The organism is Vibrio sp. SSH13-20, assembly GCF_040104475.1.
Lineage (GTDB): Bacteria > Pseudomonadota > Gammaproteobacteria > Enterobacterales > Vibrionaceae > Vibrio > Vibrio harveyi.
Genome location: NZ_JBECOU010000001.1, coordinates 174,259 through 200,046, shown reverse-complemented (window position 1 = coordinate 200,046; position 25,788 = coordinate 174,259). Strand labels below are relative to the sequence as shown.

Below are 25,788 nucleotides of genomic sequence, written 5' to 3'. Positions count from 1 at the left end.
ATTACCTCATCATGCAGGTTTGTTCGGTTAAGAGAAGTACTCGGTCCGATTTCGGCGGGGTGTAGTTGATGCTGCATTCATTGCCAGTACCCCAACGTAAAATCACTACGTTGTTAGTCTCTTTTAATCGGGCGTACACCTGACCAGCTTGCCCAACCATGCCGATCTTTATCCCTTGCTGATCAAAAGCATCTGCGCCCATTGGAGGAATCCCCCCTTTATCGAGTACGGTATTGATCAACACCGCTTTTCCTTTCAGCGTTTCAAACTTCACTTTTACAACAGCACCGGAATACGGCACGACTTTCCGACTACCGGTTTTGATTTCCGCGCCAGTACTTAACCCATTATTTTTCAAAGACACATCGGTATAACGATAAGGAATCAACGAAGGCAATAACGCGTAGCCAGAGTCATCGATTCTTGCACCTTGTCCATTCATTACCTTGGCACCTTTCGCGCCTTTCGCTTCAATTAAAGCAAACGAATCATTGGTATAAGGACCTAGGGTGACACCGCCATCGTGCACAAGCATCGTTCCTGAAATACCCGCCGAAACACGGTTGTAATCATCGCCATTTGCAGAAGAAAGCGAAACGCCGCCGTAAGGAGTTCTGGTGTACAAGCTGCCGCCATAAGTATTGCTATTCCCTTCTCGCCCACCGTAGACTGAATAAGAAACAGGTGCATCTTTACCCAGCGTCCCCGATACATTGGCGGTCGCTGATTCACTCGATTTACTATGGGTATAGTTAAACCCAAATGTCGACCAACGGTCATAGAAGTCGAACGGAAGTGACACACTCAATGCTACGGTGTTTTCATAATTACCTACGCCAAACTCTTCGTGATAAAACTGACGTCCCACGCTGATGTTGTAAGACACATTTCTCCAATGATTATTGTAGGTAGCTTGGTAATCGATACTCTCTTCACCATCGTAATAATCCACTAGAGAACCACTAACGTTAACCGTGCCGTATTTCTCCAATGATTGGCTCAAAGACAACGTAAGACGGTTTCTTTGATTGAGCGTTTGAGACTGATATTCATCGCTATTGTTTTTTCGCTGTTTTCTCAAGCCCAGAACGTCTTCCAACTCTTTGTAGTTTTCTGAAGAATAACGATAAGCAAGCAGAGAAAAATTGGTACCGGTATCAAACGAGCGACCATAGTTCATCTCCACTTGCCACCCACGTTGGTACTCTTTTTCTTCATACACACGCGCAAATGAATAGGTGCTATTTATACCAAATGCACCGATTGGCGTCGCAACCACACCGCCAGCTAAATACGCCTGATAATCTTTCCCCATGCGCAAACCATAGTTGAACGTAAGACGGTTGTTTACACCTTGCTGGATAGAACCTTCAGCAAACCAATTGCTGACCTCTTCATACCCTCTAACATCACCAAGAACGGTGTTATAAATGATTTGTCCAGGACGCACAGAAAGAGGCACCGAGGAGTAAGGCACGTTGAATGAGCTTGCGCTACCGTCAGCTTCTTGAATGATCACCTCTAACTCACCATCACTTTTGGTATCGTTCAAATCACTGATAACAAAAGGACCGGGTGGTACGTCGATTTCTTTAATAATTTTACCTTGCTGTTTAATCACGACATGAGCATAAGTGGCAGCGACACCACGAACTTCCGGCGCATACCCAAGCTGGCTTTGCGGCCACATGCGCTGATCCGTTGATAACTTGATACCGCTGTATGACAAGCTGCCAAAAATAGAGCCATTGGTGTACGACTCACCAAGCAACAATGAACTGTGGATTGAAGAGATAGGACGCTGAACGTACGTATTCAACGAGGTATATTCTGTATCATTGTCCAAATAGCGAAAGTAACCATCGTGACGAAATTGCCACAAGCCCAGATTCATCCCAACTTTTAAGTTGCTGTAAAGGTAATCGCTGTCTTCTGCGCGTTTGTACTCATTGTGGTAATAGTTCGTGTTATGGCGCACAAAAAAAGCCGTCATACCTTCATCCCATTTTTCTGGATCAATGTAACCACGAGGTTTACTTTCCATCGCCGCTTGTGGGATGTCCAAATTCATTTGAAAGCTTGATTCGTCATACTGCCACTTCACCATTGGCGCGACGTCAGACAAAAGCTGACAACTGAGATTTGCTTTCGCTTTGTCATCCAACTTAAACCCGATCAATTTGAGTTGTTGGGCAGAAAAACAAGGCTCTTTGCGCTCAGTCCTCTTATTCAAACGAGAAGAAACAACACTCCCTTGGAGAACCATTTCGCCATTGACATACAAATCAACTAAGTGCCCATCATCAAACGAGTAGCCATTTAATGCATCGCCAGATAACATGTGCTTTTGAATATCCACATCGCCATGAAATAGTGAAGGGTCAAAAGCGAGCTCTTCCGCTAAAGTAGGCATTGCAGCAATAAGCGAAAAAATAAAATATGAACGTTTGACGAACAACATATTACTCACCAAAGCTAAATTAATATTTAAAACTGAATGGAATAACGCTTAGGTATTAATGCCCCTTGGTCACTGATCGTCGTTATTAACAAATCGGCTTTATCACCTTTTTTAATTTTTACATTTTTGAACGTAAAATCTTGATATGAATTTGGTGATATCATTTTAGCTTCTGAGAACCACTTTTCGTCCAGATGCTCTATGAACATATTTGCAGACAAAGATACATACAGTGGTTGCTTATTACTAAGCCTAACCTTTGCGATTCCATCTTGATAATTTATGAGCTGAACTTGAAAGTCTTCTTTCCAATTTCTATTGTAATTAACCACTTGCTTTGGTCTGTAGAACAACTTCACTTTGTGCTTTACTGTTACCACAATTTTATTGCTGCTTGCAGCCACTTCAGCGATGGCAGCATTAGACGGAATTTGTAAAAAGTTAAAGTAAAAAACTGACTCTTGATCTTGGGGAAGTGCTTTTTCTACTCCTTTGATTATCCTTAGCGTTTGACCCCGTTGTGGCTCAATTTTCGCCAATGGTGGCAACACGACAAATGGCACATCACTTTGTGTCGCTTTGGACCCATCTTCGTTCTCAAACCAAGATTGAACCATAAAGACATTTTTGCTTTTGTTCTTTAGGTAAACGTTAACGAACGGTTCACCCTCTGGATATATAACTCGGCTTCCCGTCATGACAATATTGGCATTCGCAAAGAAGCTCATTATTACCGTGATAAAGACAACACAAAACCGTAAAAACATTATCACCTCATCACTTTACAACGAGGAGAGAGGACAGAACCTCTCTCCAATTACAACTTACTGGTAAGAGACTGCGTACTGTAGTGACGCATTTACTGTACCTGCTGTTGATGCACCTGTTGCGTAGTACTGGGCTTTGTACGTCGCACTGTTTGCTTTCTCGCCAGCGGCAAGTGCAAGATCATTACTTCCTTTGTAGCCACCGCTTAAGTCAATAGCAGAATCGCTAGTGTCTAAGATTTGTAACTCTACGTTTGTCGCACTGCCTGTATTGCCAAGGTTCCCATTACCTGTCACTTGGTTACCGACGAATACTGTCGAAATGTTCGGCACACCCGTTGTCGCGTTACCGGTACAACCAGAGATAGAAACTTCAAACTCCGTTGCACCAGCCGTGTCACCACTTTTCGCTAGCTCTGACTTCGGCACAGTTTCCAAAAGTACAACCGGGGAAGCATTTTCACCGTTTACTGAAACTGTGCATGTTTCATCTGTCACCTCACCTTGGAAAGTAATGGTATTCGCCGATGCCGCCAGAACAGAAGACGTAAATAAACATGAACCTAAGATCGCAACTAATTTATTGAGCTTCATAATATTTTCCTTAATCCTATTTTTTTGAACAGAAAATGAACTGAATTAACATTAGTTATTTTTGTTAACCGAGTTCATACATTGTTTTTTGAACTCATGTCTAATTTTCCAGTTTTAAAAGATTACCAATTAGCATTAATTAAAATATTGGATTAGTGATGCTAACTCGTTACATTTATAGTTTATTACTATCGATTCCTAACCAAACCTATAATGAAAAGCTATCAGCATTTGGTTATAGAAAAAACAATCTTAGTTTCAGTTCAGACCTTTCCTACAGTACAAATAGAAAGTGTACGATCCCTAAATTCTTGCAAATCTTATTATTCAACTCTAAGCCTATGACAGAAATAGATTTATCTATTTGTTTTACTAAAATAGAAAAATGACCTGTTTTCCTACAAGGAAGGTAAACAAGTCATCATATTTAATAGAAAATAAAACAATTAAATAAAAACGGCAGACTCTCGCTGCCGTTTTTTAGTGTGATTATGATAACTCAGTCCTTCGCAGTACATGTACGCGGCGTGCTGAGAACCTAACCCAACAGGTATTCAATACCGTCGCTAACACAATCAAACTCACTCCTGCAACTTGGCTATGACTCATTTGGTCGTCAAAGAAGGTCCATTGCCATACTGCGGTAAACAACAGATTGGTGAATATCAGCGGTGCAAGCTGCGAACCACTGCTTGCAAGCTGGTACGCTTTGGAACGGAATACTTGCGTATTAATAATGAGTAACGACATCAAAAATACGAGTGCAGTATTGGGCGTTTCAAAAGTGCTTATCGATAGGGAATTAACCAACATACTCGCATCATTCACGAACACGAGTGGCAAGATAAGCAGTGCCGCTGTGCCGAAGGTCCAAAAATTGATTTCTAGTGGTGATAGACCACTCTTACTTGCTTTGTAGAGCGTCAATTGAGAACCCGAGTTAAACAGCCCACCAGCTAACCCCAAGAGCAAATCGATACGCCATGTAAACTCGCCATCTGCACCCGCCAATAAAATCACACCTGAAAATGCCATAACGAGCGCTACGATAGTCGACATTCGAATCTGACCACGCATAAACAGCTTCTCGACGATGGGCATAAATAGTGGTCCAGTTGCGAACAGTACAACCCCTTCAACCAAAGTGAGCGTTTGCAAAGAAGCAATGAAACACAACTGACACATTGCGATGAAAAGAGCACGCAGAACAATTGGTTTAATAGTACCTGCTGTAGGCAAAGTCAGATTCTTAAAGCGCAGCATGACCAATAAAATGAGAGCTGGAGTAAAGAAGCGTAAAAAACTGAACATGGTCACGGATAAATCATCACTGAGCTGCTTTGCTAACAGCCCTGTAACAGATAAGCTTAATGTCGACATCAACATAAAGATGACGGGTTTATTTTCTTCTTTCATTGGATACTCCTTAATTCACGGAGTATTTTAGGAAAAGGCGTTAGTGATAAATAGCGAGTATTTTTAAACACCAATGTAAGTAAAACTTACAAGTTAAATAAAATACAGTTCATAGAGAGAGCCGAAGCAGTATGCGCAAATTAGTCCCACTAAAATCCATCTACGCATTTGTCGCTGTAGCGGAGACAGGCAGCATGACAGAAGCCGCCCACCTACTCTCTGTGAGCCACTCTGCGGTGAGCCAAGCCATCAAATCGTTAGAAGGTCAGGTCAATAAACCTTTGTTTGATCGCATTGGTCGCCAAGTCAGACTCAACAATGATGGTAAAAAGTATTATCGCAAAGTGGCGCCTGCGTTGGAGCAAATCGTCGATGCCACTGAAGCTTTGATTCACGATCAAAACTCCAAGCGTATTACGCTCAATATGGTTAACTCACTTGCTTTGCATTGGTGGATCCCTCGCATGTCGAGCTTGCAAGATTACGCCCCTCAGTTGGATGTTCGTCTGTCTAATTTGGTGGGATTGTTTAGCTTAGAGCAAGAGGGGATTGACGCTGCGGTCGTGCATGGCAGTCCTCAAGAGTGGCAAGATTACTATTGTGAAAAACTGAGTGAGGATGAGTTAGTGTTGGTGTGCAGTCCCGAATTATTAGAGCAGCCTGATAACCGAGACATTCAGCAACTGCTATCAACTTACCCCATCATTGAAGTCACTAACGATCGCCGAAAGCATGACTGGCAAGTTTGGGAAGAAGAGACAGGATTACTGCGACCTACCAATAAAAAGCCAATGACCTTCAATATGTCCATTCAAGCGGTACAAGCAACGACAAGACGTTTGGGGTTATTGGTAACCCATCGTCTATTTGTCAAAGATGACATCAAATACGGGCAATTGGTGGAATTGGGCGAGCCTGTGGTCAACCCATACCAGCAGTTTTACTTTGTTTGCCCACCACACAAACTCAAACAGGAAGCCTTTCATTTACTGAGGTCTTGGCTAAGACAAGAGTTTAGCTGATACGCCAACATGCCCGTGTGCTAGAGCAGCGATCACACGAATTGTATTGAACCTAAAGTTTCGCCAGCACAAAGGTGCAAACGATTGAATATTGAATTGAGATAATCGACTTCATACCCAAGTGACTTCAAGATGCAGGATTCAGAGCGTTGTCATTGATTCGAGAGTAAGGAAAACAACGCAGTGTAATAGCCAGCTCTTTCCAAGTTGTTTGACGCAGCCTTTTGTTTGACTAAAAAAACGAGTCGAAGGCACGCTCCCAAAGGGCACTCTTTGCAAATAGTAAGGGCCTTGGCTTGTATACTTTGTTGCCGATTCTTGATTTAGGCCCACTAAACCTTTAAATCGCCGCCGCGTCTACAAACCAAGTCATTCTCGCTGAATCTAGCATCTCGAGGTTACTTGGGTATAACGTGGATTTATTTGCATCACGAGTGAATAGATTAATGCCGGAATTGGTATAAAGTAAAAAGAGTGCTTTTGAAATCCAAGGATGGCTTTATGAGGTTGTATCATTTCTTTATGAGTGGCGTTGTTCTCATTGCCCCACTTTCTAGCTCAGCCGAAACGATGGGTGAAGTCAGTTCACCTGACGTGAAACCTTTTATTATTGGCGGACAACAAGCTACAGCCAACCAACTCCCTTTCTTTGCACGCGTCATTTTACACCGTACGGGTTCCAGTCAGTTTGCCAACATTTGCGGTGGTACCATCGTTAATGACAGGTACATCATGACCGCAGCACACTGTGTCGAACCGAGTGTCTTCACTGGCGGATGGACAATCAACGATCTTCGCGTGTTGGTAAAAAACCCAACCATGAACGATGTGTTTGTGGAAGAATTTAAAGATGTGCGAGCTATCACCATTCATCCAAACTACGATCCAGATGACCTTTGGATTAACGATATTGCTGTCTTGGAGCTCACGCGTCCAATTACCGACAACGTCCAATCCATCACACTACCACAGGACTTTGGCGACTACAGTGGGCAGGCGGTATATCAAATCTTTGGGCTTGGACAAACCTCAACGAACGATACGTCAGGCCCTAACTATCTACGCTGGGCAGAAATCCAACCCTTAACAGATTTACAGTGTGCCTCACTTGTTTCAGGCTTTAACTCACAAGAAAGCTTGTGCGCCAATGGCTTCCCTAACCGAACTTACACTGGGATATGTGCAGGGGACTCTGGTGGTCCTTTGACCTATCAAGACAGCAACGGGGATTATCAACAGATTGGCATAGTGAGCTATGGATCTTCGGTTTGCGAGTCTCCCGCTATTCCAAGCGTATTTACAGAAGTACTCAATTACACTTCTTGGGTCGAGGCGCAAACCAGTTCCGGAGTAAAAACGGTCTACAATGCCACTCTGGCTGCAAGCGAGGATTACCATAGCGAAGGGGATTCAGGGTTCGATCCGGAAGACACCACCAGCAATGATTTTGGCAATAATAACAGTGGTGAAAGCAGTGGCGGTTCACTTGGTTTCGGACTGGTGACTCTTGGCAGTTTATTCGCTTGGGTCAGACGCCGTCAGCCCTTGTAGCACGTGCCTTAAACCTTACTTACAATTTTTAGAATAAAAACTCTAAAACTTATCATTTTCCAGTACATCTTAAGCCGATAATCCTGTTATTATCGGCTACCCAACTACTTTCAGATCAAGTCCATGAATAATGCTGCATCGAGTCGCCGTATTTCAGCGATGCTGTTTTTGACTCTTGGCGTCATATTGTCCGTGTTTGCTGGTTTTGCGCTGTCGCAGATGTTTGTTATTGAGCAAGATTCCTTTCAGCTAATTTCTGCCGTCAGCTCCGTCATGATAGTGAGTTTTCTTCGTTATCAATGGCGCGCATTGCCTGCAGTAATACTCGGGTTATTCGCTTATTATTTTTGGACCGGAAGAACACTCGAACATGCGTTGCTTTACGCTTTCACTGTTCCATTGTTGCCTTTCGCATTTTCTAGCTTGTTTCATTACCTCAACAACCGTGCCCTCTATCAACCCGCAGAGCAAAGGATCACTTTATTCTTTGTCGTCATTGGGTGCTTATTTCCGTTCGCTAATACGATCAAGATGATGTTGGTCAACACCTTTGTTGATGGTCAATTTCTAAGTCCGGACTTTTTGTTCTATGCCACACTAGGGAATTACTTAACTCAGTTGTTGGTGACACCTATTTTGTACGTCATGGTGAGCTTACTCACCGATACCGACACACAATCGTATCTTGCCTTAGACAAGCGTTTAAGAGTTTCAAACTCCCGCTGCCGCGGCTACATAACATGGCTAGTAAGCTGTATTGCCATTTTTATTACTGCGGTACTTTCTTCATCTTCTTTCATGCTCAACTCGCTGAGCTTCTTTGCCGTACTTCTTGTCGTGATTGGTTTAGCTAAGCATGGACTCATTCGCCCACTGTTTGTTGGCGCGCCGTTCATTTTATTGATCATTAATGACAGTATCAGCCACTACAACGCAGGCTTAATTGGTGACAAACAGTTCTATGGTTTGCTGATCATCATTACCGTGCTCACTACCTTGGCGTATTTACTCGGTGGCTATTCAGTGAAGCTGTTCGAGATGACACAAAGACAGATTCGTTCAGAGCGGATTGACCCGTATTCAGGCTTGTCCAACATCGCCCAGTTAAAAGAAGACATCAGTCGTCAACGCCATTCCCTGTTGCTCTATCTTGATCTAACGCCAACGCTTTCTATGCTCACAGACCTCGGTCATGAGGGTAAATCGCAATTAATCATGCAACTGAGTGAGTTTCTTTATTCTCGCAACGACAGTATCAATCGCTGCTACCGCCCACCTTTCTCTACAGGGTTGTTGAGTTTTACTCATTACTCAGACCTCGCAGAGGAAGAGTTGCGAGAAGTCGTGGAGTATCTAGAGAGCTTTCAATTCTATTGGCGTGGCACCTCTGTTGCTCTTGTTTCGCCAACGATATTTTGTACCGTCGTTCATCACGGGCAAGACATTGAAAAGGTGGTGTCGATTTTGTGTGATCAACCACCTCAAAGCGATCGCAGTATTCATTGGATTAACGCACAATCGTTCGAAATGGACCGCGTCGATAAACTCAACCATATCCAACAAGTGTTTAAGCGCGAGCAGTTTGAACTGTTCTGCCAACCATATATGAAGCTCTCAGGTGTCGAAGAAACTAAGCACAGTTTTGAAGTATTGTTACGCCTAAAAGAACAAAACGGAAAAGTGCTCTCACCTGCGGCATTTTTTCCTCTGATCAACCAATTCGGATTAGAGATAAAACTTGACCACTGGGTGATAATCAACACGTTTCGAATGCTTGGGGACAAGGTAAAAAACTGGGATGACATTGGGCATTGCGCGATCAATCTTACCGCGAAAACCCTAAGTGCAGAAAACCTAGCCTCTCGCATTATAGAGAGTGCAAAAAGCTTTAATGTACCGTTGGAAAAGATTTGCTTTGAGATTACCGAATCTTCAGCACTCATCAATGAACAACAAGCGATTGAAACCTTAAGCTTGTTACGCAAACTCGGCTGTAAAGTCGCAATTGATGATTTCGGTACTGGTTACGCTAGCTTTGCTTATTTGCGCCGCCTGCCATTAGATATTCTGAAGATTGAAGGGGCATTTGTACGTGAAATCACTAAGAGTGAAACCGACCGATTGATCGTCAGTTCCATTGCGACGGTTGCGAAAGAAATGCACTTAGAAACCGTCGCAGAGTTCGTAGAAACCGCAGAACATAGCGAGATATTACGCAGTTTGGGGATCAACTTTGCACAAGGTTATGGCGTCGCAAAGCCTATGCCGCTGAGTCGTTACCTAGCGAACCTCTTTGACCACCAAGACAAGAAAGAACAGTTACCAGCGCCAGAGTTCGCAACTTTATAGCGGTTTGCGTTTTAGGCGGGAATTGATGATGTCTTCAATCAATTTCTGCTCTTTCTTGGCTTTCTCATAATTTTGTTTACTGCGCCAACGTTCCAACACTTTCTCTAGCCCCTGCACTCGGGCATGTTTGTATTCAAGGTGTTTTTGTACCGAAGCGCATTCTGCTTGCATCACGGCTTGTTCGTGTTCGTGGTGGTGAAGCATTTTTTGTAGCATGTGATCAACGCGATTTAAGTTCATCAGCGTCGCGCTATTAAGCACAGGTGTTGCAAGGGCGGATTGACCCGCATGGTTTTTGAGTTCAGAAAGCTGCTCTAGCTGCATCGCAAGATGAGAGTGACGCTGCCGCATCACATCGAGCTGCTGCCCCACTCTATCACGCTGCTTTTCTTCCATTTGCTGCAGCTTACCAACCGCTTTTAGTTTGGACTCCATGCTGTAACCTTATTGCGCCTCACTCTGGAACATCTGCGCCAACGCCGTCAAACTGGTTGGGTAGTCTACGGCTTCATTTGCAGACTGCTGTAGATAAGCACGCAATTGCGGATACATAGAAACCGACTGATCCAACTCAGGATCTTGTCCTGGTTGATAGCCACCCAGTGGTAATAACTCTTTAACTTGCAGATAGTTGGAGTAAAGCTGACGGAAGTTATTAGCAATCGTGCTGTGTGCTTCGTGAGTACAAGCGTTCATACAACGGCTGATAGAAGCATTGATATCAATCGCTGGGTAATGCCCTTGCTCAGCCAATTGACGAGACAACACAACGTGCCCATCCAAAATTGCACGAGCAGAATCAACCACAGGGTCTTGTTGGTCATCACCTTCGGCAAGCACGGTATAGATTGCGGTCAGACTGCCATGCGGGTTTTCGCTGTTACCCGCTCGTTCTAAAAGCTGAGGCAAAACGCTGAATACCGAAGGCGGATAACCTCGTGATGCTGGCGGCTCACCCAAAGACAAGGCAATTTCTCGCTGCGCCATCGCATAACGCGTCAAAGAATCCATCAGCAACAATACGTCTTTACCTTGGTCACGAAAGTACTCAGCAACTCGGTGACAAAGTAATGTAGCGCGCAATCGCATCAGTGGCGATTCATCCGCGGGTGCGGCGATAATCACCGCTTTCTGACGAGCTTCTGGTGTTAGGTTTCGTTCAATAAACTCGCGGACTTCTCGACCACGTTCGCCAATCAAACCCACGACAATCACATCTGCCTCTGTGTTCTGCGTGATCATTCCCATCAAGACACTTTTACCGACACCACTGCCAGCCATCAAGCCAATGCGCTGCCCTTTACCCACGGTCAATAAACCATTGATAGCACGAACGCCAACATTAAGAGGCGTATCGACCGGGCGACGTTTAAGTGGGTTGATCGGTTTAGGTTCAAGTGAAACACGATCTCCCCCTTTAAGTGGCGCACCGTCATCGAACGGTTCACCTAATCCGTTGACCACCCGCCCTAACCATTGCGAACTAAGCTGTACCGTGCTGTCTCCATCCAGTGGAATGACTTTGGCACCAGCAAATAAGCCACCTAAACGGCGAATAGGCATTAAGTAGGCGACGGTATGATCAAAGCCAACCACTTGCGCTTCGATCATATCCCCTTCTGCGGTTTCAACTAGGCAACGTTGTTCCAGTTTGAAACGACAGCCAACGGCTTGAAGCATCAAACCATTTACTTTGATCAATCGCCCTGTCACTCTCGCAACGGGAATTGAATCGAGCGACGCTAATGCATCGCTCAAACGCTCACTTAATACTTCATGGCTTAAGGTGCTATTCATCTTCGGTTTCAACCTGCGGAATCGACACTTCATCAAGCAGGTGCTGCTTTACGTTGTCCATACAAGCTTCCAAGCGTGAATCGCAGCTCGCATCAGCTTCGGCATCTTCGGTGACAAGCTGACAACCGCCCACAGGCAACTCGGCATTTGCAACCAACTTCCAAGCTGATGGCAAATCTGCATTAATCTGATTAATACGCTCTAAATCCTGCGGATTCAAATGCACAATCACACTCTCCGCTTTGCCCGGCATTGCCGATAGCGTTTCATCAACCAAGGCTAAGATTTGCTGTGGCATTAAGGTCAGCTCAGCACGAATAACCTGCTGCGCCACCTTTTGTACTAACTCGCAAATCATGTGACGTTGTTGCTGTTCTTTTTCGTTCTGCCAACGAGACAGAGCATGGAACAACTCATTCACTGGTTTCGCCGCTTCCATAAAACCTTGCTTTCCAGATTGCTCTCCAGAAATAAACCCTTTTTGAAAGCCTTCTTTTTGTCCATCGAGCAAGCCTTGTTGTTTACCCTGCTCAATGCCTTGACGTAGACCTTCATCATGACCTTGCTGTAAACCCTGTTGAAAGCCAGCCTCAAGCTGTTGCTGAATATCAGCTTGAGTATCTTGCCAACCTTGATTTTCCAGCGCGAAGTCATCTTCAATATTTACTGGCTGTGCCAAAGGTGGAAAGCGATGTAAACGGTAACCACTTGGGGGTAAACGCATGGTATTTGGTGCTTTGTCTGCCATTGCGTTACTCCACCGTTGGCTCTTCGTAAAGTAGCAGTTGAATTTCGCCCGACTCATCGAGCTCACGAACTAGCTGCATAATGTCCTGACGTGCACGCTGCACTCGGCTCAATACCACGGCGCCGCGCAGTTCCATATCGTCTTCTAGCGCTTTAACCATACGTTGAGGCATAGAACGTTTGATTGCCTGCTGCATAGTAATCTCGGAGCCTTTCAATGCCACAGCCCACAATTCCAATGGGATCTGTTGAACCAGTGCATCCATGGTTTCTTCGCGCTGACGACCCAGCACCATGAAGTCGAACATGTTCTCTTCGATTTCATTCACAACATCCTCGTCGTGCAGTTTGAGCATTTCCATCAAGGACGCGCGATCACCTTCAAATCGGTTAATGATGTCTGCCGCTTGCTTCACACCAGACAAAGGCGTGGTTTGACTAGCAGAAACCTTGTCAATGCAACGCTCTACAAGCTCGTGCAAATCGTTCGCAACTTGGTGATCGATATCTTGCAACTGAGCAATGCGGAACAAGATCTCATCATGGTAATCCTGCGGCAGGTGCTTCAATACGGCTGAAGAACTGTCCGCCGGTAGATAAGCTAAGAAAATAGCCTGCATCTGTGGGTGCTCGTTGACGATAAATCGTGCCAACGTTTCCGCCTCTACCCACTGTAAACGCTGCATGTTATTGCGAATTTCATCGCCATACAGGTTGTTGAGCAACCCCTTTGCCAAATCGTTACCTAACGCTTTACGTAGCGTATTGGACAAGTATTCTTTCGACGCGCCACGAATGCCGCTGTGCTCTCGGAAATCTTCAAAAAAGTTTTGGATGACACCACGAGCAGAATCACTTTTGATGCCATTCAACTTCGCCATTGCGCGAGTCACACGCTGGGTTTCATCACGAGTAAAGTTTTGCAGCACTTTTGCAGCCGCGTCCTCTCCCATCCCCAGTAGCACAAGGGCGGTTTGTTCTACATAACTAAGCGTCTGTTTTGACGTCAACGGCGCTGTGTTCATTGATGTTTACCCATTGTTTCAGAATTTCGGCTACACGCTCTGGCTCTTCGTTGGCAATAAGCTGTAGGTGTTTCAATTGAATCTCAAGTGGAGAGCCTGCTGGCGGTAACATGTCACTGTTAACATCCAATCCAGACGAAACGGCAATCCCTTTCTCTGATAGTTTGCGATTAAGCACTTCTTCACGCTCACGCTCTTCACGAGTTTGTAGGTTGTCGTAATCCGGTTCGATTTGTGGCTCAGCAAACTCCAGCTCAGGAGCAGGTTTGTCTGCACCTGTGAGATGCATGATAAGCGGACGAAGAACAAAGAAGATCATCGCCAAACCCAACATTCCACCAATCACGTAACGCAAAGGCTGCTGTACCGTCGGGTCTTGCCACCAAGGCATTGCCGGCGGCGCGTCAATCTCGATTGGAGTGAAGTTGAAGCTCATAAGGCTCAAGCTATCACCACGAGCGTTTGAGATACCAACTGCGTCCATGATCATGGTCGAAATTTGCGTTTTATCGGCTTCGCTCCAAGCCACACCATCCGGCGCCGCTTGTGAGTTCAGCAAGACCGAAACACTTAATTTGTCTATCTGACCTTGTTGGTATTGAGTACGACGAACACTGCTACCCACTGCGTATTGACGGTTGATCTCCGAACGCGCGTTTGAGTTCTGGCTGTCATTCGTTGGCGTTTCACCGGTGACTGGCGGTTGGTTGCTCAATGAACCAGGGATACCAAGAGCGATTTGGTCGATTGAGTTATTTTGAATCGTATGCTCATTACGGACCACTGGAGCGTTGTCTAGGATTTCTTGCGTTTCTTCAACTTGGCTGAAATCCATATCTGCCGCGACTTGAACACGGAAGTTACTTGGTCCCACGATTGGGGTCAGCATGTCAGCGGCACGTTGAATGATCTGTTTCTCAACGTTTTTTTGATATTCAAGGTATTTGGCGTTCACTTTGCCAGCTTCAGCAGAAGCAACGTCTGCACTCAATAGGCGACCGTATTGGTCAACGACAGAGACAAACTCCGGCTTCATTGCCGTCACACTGCCAACCACCAAGTTAATGATCGCTTCAACTTGCTCAGGCTTAAGGTCTTCACCCGGTTTAAGCTCTAGCATGACCGAAGCCGACGGGTTTTCCGTATTTTGACGTACAAACAGGGTTTGACGAGGAATAGCAAGGTGCACACGTGCGTTTGCGACTGAGTTTAGAGACATGATAGTACGTACTAACTCACCTTCTAAACCATGACGGTAGCGTGCAGTTTCCATGAACTGACTGGTACCAAGAGAACTGTCTTCTTTTAATGAATCAAGACCCGTTGGCAGCTTCGCTTTTACCCCCTTTGAAGCCAAAAGCATACGGATACGTGCAACCTCACCTTCAGGAACCAGCACTTGTCCATTTTGCTCTTGCATACGGTAGCTGATGCCTTCCGTTTCTAATACCGACACAATCTCGCCAATATCAAAGCGTTCTTGCTGGCTATATAGAGGACGGAAGCTCTGAGAAGAACTCCAAAGCGCGACCACAATGAGCGCGGCAACAATAGCAGCCAATACAGCAGACAACACCAGGTTGCGTTGGCTGCTTGACCACAATTGCTTGATTTTGTTTGTAACGTCATCCATTCCATTGCTTGAAGAGAATGACTGAGTGGTGCCAGTATGCATTGCAGAAGTACCGGCGACTTGAGTGGATAGTTCTGACATGTATTACACCGGCATCTTCATAATATCTTCAAATGACATCACGACTTTGTTGCGCACTTGCATCAAAGCATTGAATGAGAGACTCGCCTTTTGGCTTGCAATCATTGCCCCGACCAAATCATCACTTGCCCCAGTTTCTACAGCCGTCATTTTCTGGCTTGCGACTGACTGATGTTGATTGACCGTATCGAGCACGTTCGTCATCGCTTGTGAAAAAGAAATTGGAGTATTCAAGGTTTTCTGATCAAGTGGGTTTGCACTTACCACAAATTCCGGAGGTTGAGCTTGTGTTCGCATCACCTCCATTTTTGACAGCATTAGCTGCTCTGCTGAAACCGCATTGGTTGGTTGACTTGCCATCTTTGTTTTCCCCTTTTAGGCAGCCGAGCCAAGCGCCGACTGTAGATCAATACCGTGCTCGCGCATTGCCGCGAGCTTGTAACGTAACGCACGGGTAGAGACACCCAATGCGTTTGCGGTTTTGGTTCGGTTTCCACCAAACTGACGTAATTTATCTAGAACAAATTGAAACTCAGCTTGCTTCTTCGCTTCGACATGTCCAAAGCTTGAAACAGGCTCAACAGACTGGACTGGTGTTAACAATTCAATCGGCAACATCAAGTCATGGGCGGTAATGTAATCACCGTGACGCATGACTAAAGCGCGTTGAATAACGTTTTCGAGTTCACGAATATTGCCTGGCCAGTGATATTGGCTCAGTGCTGAAATCGCATCTTGGGACAGATGACAACGACTGCCATCTTGGTATTTTTCGATGAAAAATTGGCTGATCGGTAAGATGTCTTCTTTGCGCTCACGCAGCGGCGGCCAATGCAATGGCAGCACATCCAAACGATAGTAAAGGTCTTCACGGAACGTGGCTTTTTGCACTTCTTCACGCAAGTCTTTGTTGGTCGCCGCGATCACTCGGATATCCAGTTGAATTGCTTTGTGACTGCCAACTCTTTCCACCTCACGCTCTTGAAGTACGCGTAATAGTTTCGCTTGCACTGCTGGCGACATCTCACCGATTTCATCCAACAAAATGGTGCCACCATTGGCTTCTTCGAATTTGCCGCTTTGTGAGTTTGTTGCTCCGGTGAACGCGCCTTTTACATGACCAAACAACACCGCTTCCAACATAGATTCTGGAATAGCCGCGCAGTTGACCGCAACAAAAGGTCCATCCGCTCTTGGAGATTGCTCATGCACATAACGAGCAAGCACTTCTTTACCCGTACCAGATTCACCAGTAATAAGGACGCTTGCATTAGTGCATGCTGCGCGATGAGCTAATTGAAGCACCTGTTTGCTACGCCATGATTCCGCCACAATGTTTGCCAATGGCTTACCTAAAGCTTCTACGCGCTTAAGTAAATTCAGTAATTGGTTGGTTTCGAACGGACGAAGTAGGTAGTCTGTCGCGCCTGACTTCATTGTTTCCGCAGCTAAGATGCCCTGTTCTTGATCGACAACAGCGATCACAACACCAGCATTGCGCTGCTTCTGATGACATGCCACAAACTCACGCACACACATATCAGGCAAGTTAGAACTCACCAGAGTAATACAAGCACGCTCTTGCAAAAGTGCGCTACGACCAGTGCGGCTGTGTTTTGTCGAATATCCTGCATTCTCAAGTACACCCAACACTGGTTGAGCAAGGTTTTCATTTGGCTCAACCAACAAAATATCTGTTTTCGTCATCATTGAACCTTTACCTTCTCTTGTTGGGGTTGTTTTACTTCTGGGCGATTTTTCGCAATCACACGTTCATTGTCTCGAACCAGTCTTAGTGTGACTCGGCGATTTTTGGCTTGTCCGGCTGACGTGTTATTACTGGCGATAGGGTAGCGAGCACCATGGGCACGAATTTCAATCATGCTGCGCTCAGCACCTAGCGCAACAAGGGCATCTGCGACTTGCTGGGCTCGTAGACGTGATACGCTTAAATTTGCAAGCTGAGAGCCTACATTATCGGTGTAACCATCGATCAAAATCTTAGTGACGCGCTCATCGACAGACACATAACTGTATAAGGCGGCCAATGTGTCTAATTGCTTAACACTTAATTGCTTTTGACCAAAATTAAATGGCAGATTGATATCGCGTGCTTGGGAAAACGAAAGCTTAGGCAAACGAGCGCGGCACTGGTTGAAGGACTCCAATGCACTCTGCATTCGGATAGTTGGTAACGTTACAGCGCTAATAGCGGAAGGATTACTTCCGTCAAGTGACAATGTCACCCAACGACCTGAAGCAACTTGCTCCAGTAATGCATCTGCACCATGGCTAAACTTAAACCGATTCGTCGCCAATTTATACTCAACCAACGCCCTATCTTTCGTATAAAGCTCATTAGACCATGGAGCATTCTCACTACTTAGCACCGCGCTATTCCATTTATTGTTGTTATTTCGAACATCTGCAATAAACGAAATTTGGCTATTTGGTTCCGCTAGGAAATAAAACTTCCCCTGTGGAATATTTGAATGCATCAAGTTGCACTCAAACTTATTTCCTTTATATGTCCAATTAGAAAGATCCATGGGTATGGTGATCTTTTCTCCAGCAACTGAAGAATTAGACAAGGTTAATAGTGCAATAGAAAATAAGCTTGAAAATATTATTAAGCCATTTCTGCCTAGGTATATCTTACAAAGCCCTGACATAGAATGGTTAATTAAATATGCCATCAAATTAGGAAATTTGGCATAGGTAATCATATTAAGACCCTATTCTGAAATATTAAAATTGGTCAACAAACGCCCACGAAAGCAGGGTTCATTCTTACTTAAACTTAATTTGACCAACAAAAAATGGTTTGTATTGCATGAGGTTAGATGATTTTATTATCTTTCAACCCTAAATAGTTGAATTAACACCATCTTAGCTTCCGCTTGTTATATTTTTTATTAACTATTTTATAAGCCACAACCTAACTCTTTTTAAATTTCATTAAAAGTGCATATAGTTACCTACAAATCAACATGTGAACTAAAGTCACAATAATCAAAGTTGACACTAAAGGATCATTAAATTTTATGTATAGACTGGCCGCCATTAAGTTGAAGCAGTTTAGATTGTTAACGCACGGTAAAATATAGATGGAAAACAAAGTTAACGAGCCTATTTCCGACATCAATTTGTTAGATGTAGAATTATTAGGCAAACCTATTCATATCATTCGTGAAAAGCTCGAAATTTTGATTTCAGAATCCTGTTCCAGCCTCACAAATGAATTGCAAAATTGGCTCAGCTCAAACAAAGTCGAAGCGAGCTTAGTTTCTGTCGAGCTGCATCGGTTCTCGCCAACGCTGTTGGATAAGGACCAAACGTCCACTTACCAACATCAAGATGAGGGCATGGTGTATGTTCATGGTGATTCGCAAACTCTGATTAAGTTAGCAGACCGTTTTTACGGCGCAACGACAGAGCGCAGTTCAACCTCATTAACCGCTAGTGATTTACGATTGCAAGAACGAATTAGCCGAATCATCACCAATTGGCTCGCTCCTCAAGAAATGTGGCAACTTTGTGAGTATGAAACGCCACGCGGGATTGGCTTACACGCCGAACTTTCCATCGCGTTTGAAGACTATCAGGGCACCATTCACCTCAAGCTAGACAGTGCGATGATTCAAACTCTGATTGAGCAGCTGGAAATGCACAGCGATGCCGATCTGTATCAGCCGTTTTGTCGTTCTTTAGAATCCACCCCCGTTCGTCTCAACGTCGTGCTAAGCAAAAAAACCATGGCGCTCAGTGACGTTGTGGGGCTACAGCCTAACGATATTTTGCCAATAGAGCTTCTAAATACCGTGCCTATCAGCATTGGTCCCCAAAGCCTTTTCACTGGTCGTGTTGCCGAGCAAGACGGTCAGCTTGTTTTGATTTTTAACCCAGATAAGGAATCGCAGCGATGAGCGAAGCGCAAGAGAACACAGCATTCGACGCCGATGAATTAAATTTTGATGATTTTCAGTTGGAAGATTTTGAAACTGAGCCAACTTTTAAAGCTGAACCTGTTGCCGAGCGCGATTTGAGTTTCTTCAAGAGCATTCCAGTGACCGTAACACTTGAAGTCGCGAGCAAAGAGATACCGTTAGGTGACTTGATGAAAGCTGGTGAAGGTACCGTCATTGAGCTTGATAAACTCAACGGTGAACCTCTAGACGTTAAAGTTAACGGGTCGCTAATGGGACAAGCAGAAGTCGTCGTTGTTAACGATAAATATGGACTTCGCCTTATTGATGTACACGACTCCGCACTTAGCGGTGTAGGTCGATAAGTTCGGATGGATTGCGCAATGAATGTTCTGAGTGTTTGTCAGCGTCGACGATCTTTGCTGACGATGGTGGTGTTCGGTTTATTACTGTTTGCACTGCCAACCATGGCGGCGGACAACGGCTTAACGATCCTATCGGTTTCCGACGGCGACACACAACAAGAGTACAGTGTGAAGCTTCAGATTCTGTTGCTCATGACAGCACTCAGCTTCTTGCCAGCGTTTATCCTCATGGCCACCAGCTTTACGCGTATTATCGTCGTACTAGCAATTTTGCGTCAGGCTTTAGGTTTGCAACAAAGCCCACCAAACCGAGTGTTGGTGGGTATTGCTTTGACGCTGACGATTCTAATTATGCGTCCCGTTTGGACTGACATTTACGACAATGCGTTTAAGCCCTATGACAACGGTGAAATTACTTTGGTTCAGGCGTTTTCTGTAGCTGAAAAGCCAGTCAGAAGCTTTATGTTAGCGCAGACGCACCAAAGCTCATTAGAGCAGATGTTACGTATTGCGAATGAACCAATAGATCAAAATGTTGAAGACATTTCTTTCGCTGTTGTACTGCCAGCATTTGTGATCAGTGAACTCAAAACGGCTTTCCAAATTGGCTTCATGTTGTTTATTCCATTTTTGATCATCGATCTGGTGGTCGCTAGTGTCTTAATGGCAATGGGTATGATGATGTTGTCACCTCTGATCATCTCCCTACCCTTTAAACTGGTCATCTTTGTTCTTGTTGATGGTTGGGCGATGACGGTTGGTACCTTGTCTGCCAGCTTTGGGTGATGGGAGAACATCATGACACCAGAATTAACCGTCACTCTATTCTCTGACGCAGTATGGCTTATCATCTTGATGGTGGCAGTGCTTGTTGTACCTGGTTTGATTGTTGGTTTGTGTATTGCGGTATTTCAAGCCGCAACACAGATTAACGAACAGACACTGAGTTTCTTACCGCGTCTATTAGTCACACTCCTTATGGTGATTTTCGCAGGTCACTGGATGCTGCGAAAAATCATGGAGCTGTTCGATTACCTATTCCACAACATTCCGGGGATGATCGGCTAATGACGATCTCGTTCGCGGAATTGTCCATGATTCTTGGTCAACTTTGGTGGCCATTTTTCCGTGTGGGCGCGGTGTTTATCTCCATGCCTTTTTTCGGAGATGCACTTATTCCTGTTTGGGTGCGCAGCTTGCTCGCCCTTTCTATTGTGGTGATCACCGCTCCACTGATGCCACCCATGCCAGAAGTCGAACTCTTCTCTATGACGTCTCTGTTTCTTGCTTTCGAGCAAGCAATCTGGGGCGTGATGTTTGGGTTGATTCTGCATATGCTATTCAATGTCTTTACCATGCTTGGTCAAGTCATCTCTCTGCAGATGGGTTTAGGTATGGCGATGATGAATGACCCAGTGAACGGACTTTCGGTCGCCATTCTTGGACGTATTTTTCTGATTTTTTCTACTTTGCTGTTCCTTGCACTTGAAGGACATTTGTTGGTTATCGACATTGTCATTCAGAGCTTTGTCGTTTGGCCGGTCGGCTCAGGTATTACCGCTCTATCTCTTCAAGGCATTATCAACATATTTGGGTGGATGTTTGCCTCTTCACTTGCTTTAGCGCTACCGGCTATCGTGTCCATGCTGCTTGCAAACATCAGCTTTGGTGTGATGAACCGAGCAGCCCCGTCACTTAACGTGTATGCACTCGGCTTCCCGATGACCATGTTATTAGGTCTATTCAGTGTTTTGATTTCAGTATCTGGCGTGCCAAGCCGCTACACCGCATTGGTGCATGACACGATTCGTTTTCTGAACAACTTTATGTTGGGGGGCTCATGAGCGATCAGTCGTCACAAGACAAAACCGAGAAAGCCTCCCCCCAGAAGGTAAAAAAAGCCCGCCAGGAAGGGCAGATTCCTCGCGCAAAAGAGTTCACGACTGCTGTGATATTTTTAGCGGTAGCGCTGTTCTTTTATTCTCAACTGAATGGCATTTGGGAAAGCATCTCGGGCGTATTCCGCTACAACATGACCTTGACTAAAGCGGACTTAGAAAATCCAAAACAGTTGGTCGAGCACCTAGGTCAAAGTTTGGCTGTCATTATTGAGATGCTGTTACCGCTTTTCACGGTGATCATCATTGTGACCTGTGGCAGTAGCATGGTGCTAGGTGGCTGGATGTTTCGACCAGCCAACGTGATGCCAAAGCTAAGCAAGCTCAACCCTATCTCAGGTATTAAGCGCATTTTCTCGACTCGCTCAGTCGTTGAGCTGTTGAAATCAACCTTCAAGGTTTTGGTTATCTTCGGCATCCTCTATGGCTACTTGGACAACCATTTGCAGCCGCTACTTGGTATGCAAAACTTGCCATTGAGCCAAGGTTTTTCTCTGATCATGTCGATTTTGTTCGAAGGTCTACTGCTGATGGGGTTTGCTCTATTACTGTTTGGGGTTATTGACATTCCTTACCAACGTTGGGAACACCTCAAGGAACTACGAATGACCAAACAAGAGCTCAAAGAAGAGTTCAAAAACAACGAAGGTCGCCCTGAAGTCAAACAACGTATTCGACAAATTCAACAACAGTTTGCTCGTCGTAAAATCGACAAAATGGTGCCAACTGCAGACGTAGTGATCACTAACCCGACTCACTACGCCGTCGCATTGAAATATGAGCCATCACTTTCTGATGCGCCATTTGTGGTCGCAAAAGGCGTCGATGAGACCGCAATGCACATTCAACGTATTGCTCGCGAGAACAAGGTCGAGATCATCAACTCGCCGCCTCTTACTCGTTCGATTTATCACACCACCGCAATTGAGCAAGCCATTCCGAGCCAGCTCTATATCGCTGTGGCTCACATTCTAACTTACGTTTTGCAATTGAAAGCCTTTCGTAAAGGGGAAGGAAAAGAACCAACACCTTTGCCTCACTTTTCAATTCCAAAGCATTTGCAACACTGATTAACCCGCGTTTACCCAAGGACACGAGAGTATGTTTAACCGGTTAAAACAACTTCAAACTTCCACCAAAGGCTATATGGGAATTCCAATTGTCTTGCTGATGGTTTTGGCAATGGTAATTTTGCCTCTACCACCCTTACTGTTGGATGCGCTGTTTACCTTCAACATCGTTTTAGCGATTCTGGTATTGCTGGTCAGCACTACAGCAAAGCGACCACTCGACTTTTCAGTTTTTCCAACCATTTTGTTGGTCGCGACGTTATTACGCTTAACACTGAACGTAGCATCAACGCGTATCGTATTGCTTGAAGGTCACAACGGTGGAGATGCGGCAGGTAAAGTTATCCAAGCCTTCGGTGAAGTGGTTATCGGTGGTAACTATGTCGTTGGTATGGTGGTGTTCATCATCTTGATGATCATTAACTTCGTCGTGATCACCAAAGGTGGTGAGCGTATTTCTGAAGTATCCGCTCGCTTTACCTTGGATGCCTTACCAGGTAAACAAATGGCGATCGATGCCGACCTCAATGCTGGTTTGATCGACCAAGAGACTGCACGTCTGCGTCGTAAGGAAGTCGCGAACGAAGCCGATTTCCACGGCTCAATGGATGGTGCATCTAAGTTCGTTCGTGGTGATGCTGTCGCAGGTTTGCTGATCCTATTCATCAACATCATTGGTGGTATCAGTATTGGTGTATTCGAGCACGGATTACCTGCTTCCGAAGCCTTCAAGACTTATGCCCTACTGACCATTGGTGACGGTCTCGTTGCACAAATCCCATCACTATTACTTGCTACTGCCGCTGCTATTATCGTTACTCGTATCAACGACAGCGACAATGGCATGTCAGAAACCATGCATAAGCAGTTACTGGCAACACCAGCAACTTTGTTCACCGTTGCTGGCATTATGGTGGTGATTGGTATCGTACCAGGTATGCCTCATTTGGCATTTTTCACCTTTGCTGCAGTATTGGCATTTGCTGGATGGCGACAAAGTAAAAAGCCCGTCCAAGACCCACAAATTGACCAAGTAGAAGCGCTTTCTCATGCAATGCAAGAAGAAGAGACCACGCTAACTTGGGATGATATTCCACACGTTCACACTTTGTCCCTTGCCCTAGGTTACCGCTTAGTGCATTTGGTCAACAGAGAACAAGGTGCACCTTTGGCACAGCGTATTCGTGGTGTGCGTCGCAACCTCTCTGAACAAGTGGGTTTCTTACTGCCTGAAGTCCGTATCCGCGACAACTTAAGCTTAAAGCCAAATCAATACACCATCGCTCTAAATGGTGAAGTGATTGAACAAGGCTTTATCGAACCAGAACGCTTAATGGCAATTGCTGTTGGTGAAACCTATGGCGAAGTTGATGGTATTTTAGGAAGCGATCCCGCTTACCAATTGCCAGCCGTTTGGATTGAACATCAAGACAAAGCCAAAGCCCTGAATATGGGTTATCAGGTGGTTGACGATGGTACGGTAATCGCCACCCACATCAGCAAGATCATGAAGACCAATTTGGCAGAGTTGTTTACGCACGATGACGTAGAAGCCATGACTCAACGCCTTACAGCACAAGCGCCAAAACTGGCTGAAGCGTTAGCGGCAGCATTAACACCAGCCCAGCAACTTAAGGTTTATCGTCAGCTTCTGCTTGACCAAGTGCCACTAAAAGACATTCGCACCATCGCCAATACCATGTTGGAATCATCGGAAAACACCAAAGATCCAATTTTGCTTGCTGCAGACGTACGTTGCGCACTCAAACGCACCTTGGTCAACTTAGTTGCTGGTCAGAAAAACGAGTTGAACGTCTACGCCTTGTCTGACGAACTCGAACAGATGTTGATGACATCACTGCAACAAGCACAAGCAGCAGGTACGGTCATGCTAGACAGTTTCCCGATCGAACCAAACATTCTTGGACAGTTCCAACAGAATTTACCCTTGATTCGTCAACAACTTAAGCAGCAAGGTCTGCCACCAATTTTACTGGTGATGCCTCAACTGCGACCATTGCTGGCACGTTATGCCCGCACCTTTACCCAAGGGTTGGCAGTACTGTCTTACAATGAAATTCCAGAAAACAAACAAATCAACGTGGTAGGTAACCTTGGATAATCTCATCTCAAACAAAGCGATGTACGACTATTTGTGTTGCCTTGCTGAGGAACACATTGTCACGGAAGACGATAAATTGGTGTTTGATGCACTCAAACACAATGACATTCAGCATGCGTGTCAGGCAATTCGTGAGACGAAAACCGGAGAGGTGGAATACCAACACCTCACATTACGTTTTGGGTCACGTGGTGAGCAGAGCGTGTATCAATTTGAACTTTCTGAGCAAATGCTGTTTTGCTTAGATCTTTACAGCTTGTATCTCGCGCTTCGCCAAACTCAATTTCAGTTGGAAGCGTTTCATCCCGATTTGATCAGCAACGTGGTCGTGCCAATTCATGTTGATGCGCTGCTTTGGCAACCTGGCGCGCACTTTCTTGAGCAAATGATTCAGTTTCACAATGCAGGATTTCAACATGTCGTGCCATCTCTGCAAGCAGATAAAACGCTCTGTTTACACGAATGTGTTGGTACTTTGGTTGAGCAGCTCAAAGAAAACGCCTTTGCACTCTGGTTCGAGATCGCGACAAATCAAATTCACTTTGAGCATATTGTGGATTTCGAGCCAGACATGATTAAGTTATCTGTGACGATAGAAAACAAAGAAGATCAACATGCGTTTTTGCCTATTGCTCGTTTCCTACGTCGCAATCAATTCCCATGGGTAGCAGGGCGTGTCGCAAGCCAAGTAGAACTCAACCGCTACCGTTTATTAGGCGCGAGTTACTATTTCGGATACTTCAGTCACTGTCTTTTCAATCGTTTGATGACGAATAAAATAAGAATGCCGTAGAACAATAAGGGCGAATTCTAAATTTAGAGTTCGCCCTTTTTTATACCCAGTCGTGTCGAGACGATGGGTTCAGCGAGGTTGATTTGGTTTGTAAACATGAAGGACTTAGTTTGTAGATGCGATGGCGATTTAACGGTCTACTGGGTCTAAATCAGCGATTTTCTGGAATGG

The 25,788-nt window shown here is 45.1% G+C and carries 23 protein-coding genes and 1 pseudogene; 12 read left to right on the top strand and 12 right to left on the bottom strand.

Features of this window, described 5'->3' with window-relative positions:
- Position 1: 1 nt before the first annotated feature.
- From ABMY42_RS00980 to ABMY42_RS00965, 4 genes are all read right to left on the bottom strand, one after another.
- Positions 2-2,461 (bottom strand): fimbria/pilus outer membrane usher protein, encoded by a 2,460-nt coding sequence (locus tag ABMY42_RS00980; RefSeq protein ID WP_349265862.1) that lies wholly within the window; start codon positions 2,459-2,461, stop codon positions 2-4.
- A 26-nt stretch (positions 2,462-2,487) separates the two neighbouring features.
- Positions 2,488-3,189: a fimbria/pilus periplasmic chaperone gene (locus ABMY42_RS00975; protein WP_230844635.1), complete on the bottom strand. Its 702-nt coding sequence runs from the start codon at positions 3,187-3,189 to the stop codon at positions 2,488-2,490.
- A 96-nt stretch (positions 3,190-3,285) separates the two neighbouring features.
- On the bottom strand, positions 3,286-3,822 hold the full coding sequence (locus tag ABMY42_RS00970) for a fimbrial protein (protein WP_005448705.1): 537 nt from the start codon (positions 3,820-3,822) through the stop codon (positions 3,286-3,288).
- A 489-nt stretch (positions 3,823-4,311) separates the two neighbouring features.
- Positions 4,312-5,238, bottom strand: a complete 927-nt coding sequence (locus ABMY42_RS00965) for a DMT family transporter (RefSeq protein WP_053050909.1) — start codon at positions 5,236-5,238, stop codon at positions 4,312-4,314.
- Positions 5,239-5,369: 131 nt separating this feature from the next.
- Here ABMY42_RS00965 and ABMY42_RS00960 point away from each other — a divergent pair, with 131 nt between their 5' ends.
- The 3 genes from ABMY42_RS00960 to ABMY42_RS00950 all read left to right on the top strand — a co-directional run bounded on the left by ABMY42_RS00960 (position 5,370) and on the right by ABMY42_RS00950 (position 10,160).
- Positions 5,370-6,260, top strand: coding sequence for a LysR substrate-binding domain-containing protein (locus ABMY42_RS00960; protein WP_005448703.1), 891 nt, complete (start codon positions 5,370-5,372; stop codon positions 6,258-6,260).
- Between the two features lie 522 nt (positions 6,261-6,782).
- Complete coding sequence (locus tag ABMY42_RS00955; protein WP_349266098.1) at positions 6,783-7,811, top strand: serine protease; 1,029 nt, start codon at positions 6,783-6,785, stop codon at positions 7,809-7,811.
- A 123-nt stretch (positions 7,812-7,934) separates the two neighbouring features.
- On the top strand, positions 7,935-10,160 hold the full coding sequence (locus ABMY42_RS00950; protein ID WP_289882407.1) for an EAL domain-containing protein: 2,226 nt from the start codon (positions 7,935-7,937) through the stop codon (positions 10,158-10,160).
- Here ABMY42_RS00950 and fliJ read toward each other — a convergent pair.
- From fliJ to ABMY42_RS00910, 8 genes are read right to left on the bottom strand one after another with little or no spacing between them, the layout of a single operon-like run.
- On the bottom strand, positions 10,155-10,595 hold the full coding sequence (fliJ, locus tag ABMY42_RS00945) for a flagellar export protein FliJ (protein WP_005448699.1): 441 nt from the start codon (positions 10,593-10,595) through the stop codon (positions 10,155-10,157). The two genes, ABMY42_RS00950 and fliJ, sit on opposite strands and share 6 nt — an antisense overlap.
- A 9-nt stretch (positions 10,596-10,604) precedes the next feature.
- On the bottom strand, positions 10,605-11,957 hold the full coding sequence (fliI, locus tag ABMY42_RS00940; protein WP_029790766.1) for a flagellar protein export ATPase FliI: 1,353 nt from the start codon (positions 11,955-11,957) through the stop codon (positions 10,605-10,607).
- A complete protein-coding gene (fliH, locus tag ABMY42_RS00935; protein WP_005448696.1) occupies positions 11,950-12,705 on the bottom strand; it encodes a flagellar assembly protein FliH in 756 nt (251 codons plus the stop codon). Before fliH ends, fliI begins: the two co-directional genes overlap by 8 nt.
- A gap of 4 nt (positions 12,706-12,709) precedes the next feature.
- The gene (locus tag ABMY42_RS00930; protein ID WP_005448694.1) at positions 12,710-13,729 is read right to left on the bottom strand and encodes a flagellar motor switch protein FliG; all 1,020 of its coding nucleotides are present in this window, start codon (positions 13,727-13,729) and stop codon (positions 12,710-12,712) included.
- The gene (gene fliF / locus ABMY42_RS00925; protein ID WP_005448691.1) at positions 13,692-15,443 is read right to left on the bottom strand and encodes a flagellar basal-body MS-ring/collar protein FliF; all 1,752 of its coding nucleotides are present in this window, start codon (positions 15,441-15,443) and stop codon (positions 13,692-13,694) included. Before fliF ends, ABMY42_RS00930 begins: the two co-directional genes overlap by 38 nt.
- Before the next feature lie 3 nt (positions 15,444-15,446).
- On the bottom strand, positions 15,447-15,803 hold the full coding sequence (fliE, locus tag ABMY42_RS00920; RefSeq protein ID WP_005448690.1) for a flagellar hook-basal body complex protein FliE: 357 nt from the start codon (positions 15,801-15,803) through the stop codon (positions 15,447-15,449).
- A 15-nt stretch (positions 15,804-15,818) separates the two neighbouring features.
- Positions 15,819-17,150: a sigma-54 dependent transcriptional regulator gene (locus ABMY42_RS00915; RefSeq protein ID WP_026138187.1), complete on the bottom strand. Its 1,332-nt coding sequence runs from the start codon at positions 17,148-17,150 to the stop codon at positions 15,819-15,821.
- Entirely contained in the window at positions 17,150-18,034 is an 885-nt protein-coding gene (locus tag ABMY42_RS00910) for an OmpA family protein (protein ID WP_349266097.1), read from the bottom strand. Before ABMY42_RS00910 ends, ABMY42_RS00915 begins: the two co-directional genes overlap by 1 nt.
- Between ABMY42_RS00910 and ABMY42_RS00905 the strand changes: the two genes are divergently transcribed.
- From ABMY42_RS00905 to ABMY42_RS00865, 9 genes and pseudogenes are all read left to right on the top strand, one after another.
- Positions 17,991-18,161: a hypothetical protein gene (locus ABMY42_RS00905; RefSeq protein ID WP_226982153.1), complete on the top strand. Its 171-nt coding sequence runs from the start codon at positions 17,991-17,993 to the stop codon at positions 18,159-18,161. The two genes, ABMY42_RS00910 and ABMY42_RS00905, sit on opposite strands and share 44 nt — an antisense overlap.
- A 389-nt stretch (positions 18,162-18,550) precedes the next feature.
- The gene (locus ABMY42_RS00900; protein WP_272760319.1) at positions 18,551-19,369 is read left to right on the top strand and encodes a FliM/FliN family flagellar motor switch protein; all 819 of its coding nucleotides are present in this window, start codon (positions 18,551-18,553) and stop codon (positions 19,367-19,369) included.
- Positions 19,366-19,734 carry a flagellar motor switch protein FliN gene (gene fliN / locus ABMY42_RS00895; protein ID WP_005448686.1) on the top strand — a complete coding sequence of 123 codons (369 nt, stop codon included), beginning with the start codon at positions 19,366-19,368 and terminating at the stop codon, positions 19,732-19,734. The genes ABMY42_RS00900 and fliN overlap by 4 nt, the downstream gene beginning before the upstream one ends.
- Positions 19,735-19,752: 18 nt before the next feature.
- Positions 19,753-20,520 carry a flagellar type III secretion system pore protein FliP gene (fliP, locus tag ABMY42_RS00890; protein WP_005448685.1) on the top strand — a complete coding sequence of 256 codons (768 nt, stop codon included), beginning with the start codon at positions 19,753-19,755 and terminating at the stop codon, positions 20,518-20,520.
- A 12-nt stretch (positions 20,521-20,532) separates the two neighbouring features.
- Positions 20,533-20,802: a flagellar biosynthesis protein FliQ gene (gene fliQ, locus ABMY42_RS00885; protein WP_005448684.1), complete on the top strand. Its 270-nt coding sequence runs from the start codon at positions 20,533-20,535 to the stop codon at positions 20,800-20,802.
- On the top strand, positions 20,802-21,578 hold the full coding sequence (gene fliR, locus ABMY42_RS00880; protein ID WP_005448682.1) for a flagellar biosynthetic protein FliR: 777 nt from the start codon (positions 20,802-20,804) through the stop codon (positions 21,576-21,578). The genes fliQ and fliR overlap by 1 nt, the downstream gene beginning before the upstream one ends.
- Positions 21,575-22,702, top strand: a complete 1,128-nt coding sequence (flhB, locus tag ABMY42_RS00875) for a flagellar biosynthesis protein FlhB (RefSeq protein WP_047516189.1) — start codon at positions 21,575-21,577, stop codon at positions 22,700-22,702. The genes fliR and flhB overlap by 4 nt, the downstream gene beginning before the upstream one ends.
- A 31-nt stretch (positions 22,703-22,733) precedes the next feature.
- Positions 22,734-24,824 (top strand): flagellar biosynthesis protein FlhA, encoded by a 2,091-nt coding sequence (flhA, locus tag ABMY42_RS00870; protein WP_005448679.1) that lies wholly within the window; start codon positions 22,734-22,736, stop codon positions 24,822-24,824.
- A pseudogene (locus tag ABMY42_RS00865) lies at positions 24,817-25,601 on the top strand (diguanylate phosphodiesterase). Before flhA ends, ABMY42_RS00865 begins: the two are co-directional and overlap by 8 nt.
- The last annotated feature ends 187 nt before the right edge of the window (positions 25,602-25,788 follow it).

Bases quoted from the DNA above. Each gene is read 5' to 3' on its own strand.
- ABMY42_RS00980 (WP_349265862.1), bottom strand. From the start codon at position 2,461: ATGTTGTTCGTCAAACGTTCATATTTTATTTTTTCGCTTATTGCTGCA.
- ABMY42_RS00975 (WP_230844635.1), bottom strand. From the start codon at position 3,189: ATGAGCTTCTTTGCGAATGCCAATATTGTCATGACGGGAAGCCGAGTT.
- ABMY42_RS00970 (WP_005448705.1), bottom strand. From the start codon at position 3,822: ATGAAGCTCAATAAATTAGTTGCGATCTTAGGTTCATGTTTATTTACG.
- ABMY42_RS00965 (WP_053050909.1), bottom strand. From the start codon at position 5,238: ATGAAAGAAGAAAATAAACCCGTCATCTTTATGTTGATGTCGACATTA.
- ABMY42_RS00960 (WP_005448703.1), top strand. From the start codon at position 5,370: ATGCGCAAATTAGTCCCACTAAAATCCATCTACGCATTTGTCGCTGTA.
- ABMY42_RS00955 (WP_349266098.1), top strand. From the start codon at position 6,783: ATGAGTGGCGTTGTTCTCATTGCCCCACTTTCTAGCTCAGCCGAAACG.
- ABMY42_RS00950 (WP_289882407.1), top strand. From the start codon at position 7,935: ATGAATAATGCTGCATCGAGTCGCCGTATTTCAGCGATGCTGTTTTTG.
- fliJ (WP_005448699.1), bottom strand. From the start codon at position 10,595: ATGGAGTCCAAACTAAAAGCGGTTGGTAAGCTGCAGCAAATGGAAGAA.
- fliI (WP_029790766.1), bottom strand. From the start codon at position 11,957: ATGAATAGCACCTTAAGCCATGAAGTATTAAGTGAGCGTTTGAGCGAT.
- fliH (WP_005448696.1), bottom strand. From the start codon at position 12,705: ATGGCAGACAAAGCACCAAATACCATGCGTTTACCCCCAAGTGGTTAC.
- ABMY42_RS00930 (WP_005448694.1), bottom strand. From the start codon at position 13,729: ATGAACACAGCGCCGTTGACGTCAAAACAGACGCTTAGTTATGTAGAA.
- fliF (WP_005448691.1), bottom strand. From the start codon at position 15,443: ATGTCAGAACTATCCACTCAAGTCGCCGGTACTTCTGCAATGCATACT.
- fliE (WP_005448690.1), bottom strand. From the start codon at position 15,803: ATGGCAAGTCAACCAACCAATGCGGTTTCAGCAGAGCAGCTAATGCTG.
- ABMY42_RS00915 (WP_026138187.1), bottom strand. From the start codon at position 17,150: ATGACGAAAACAGATATTTTGTTGGTTGAGCCAAATGAAAACCTTGCT.
- ABMY42_RS00905 (WP_226982153.1), top strand. From the start codon at position 17,991: ATGGGTATGGTGATCTTTTCTCCAGCAACTGAAGAATTAGACAAGGTT.
- ABMY42_RS00900 (WP_272760319.1), top strand. From the start codon at position 18,551: ATGGAAAACAAAGTTAACGAGCCTATTTCCGACATCAATTTGTTAGAT.
- fliN (WP_005448686.1), top strand. From the start codon at position 19,366: ATGAGCGAAGCGCAAGAGAACACAGCATTCGACGCCGATGAATTAAAT.
- fliP (WP_005448685.1), top strand. From the start codon at position 19,753: ATGAATGTTCTGAGTGTTTGTCAGCGTCGACGATCTTTGCTGACGATG.
- fliQ (WP_005448684.1), top strand. From the start codon at position 20,533: ATGACACCAGAATTAACCGTCACTCTATTCTCTGACGCAGTATGGCTT.
- fliR (WP_005448682.1), top strand. From the start codon at position 20,802: ATGACGATCTCGTTCGCGGAATTGTCCATGATTCTTGGTCAACTTTGG.
- flhB (WP_047516189.1), top strand. From the start codon at position 21,575: ATGAGCGATCAGTCGTCACAAGACAAAACCGAGAAAGCCTCCCCCCAG.
- flhA (WP_005448679.1), top strand. From the start codon at position 22,734: ATGTTTAACCGGTTAAAACAACTTCAAACTTCCACCAAAGGCTATATG.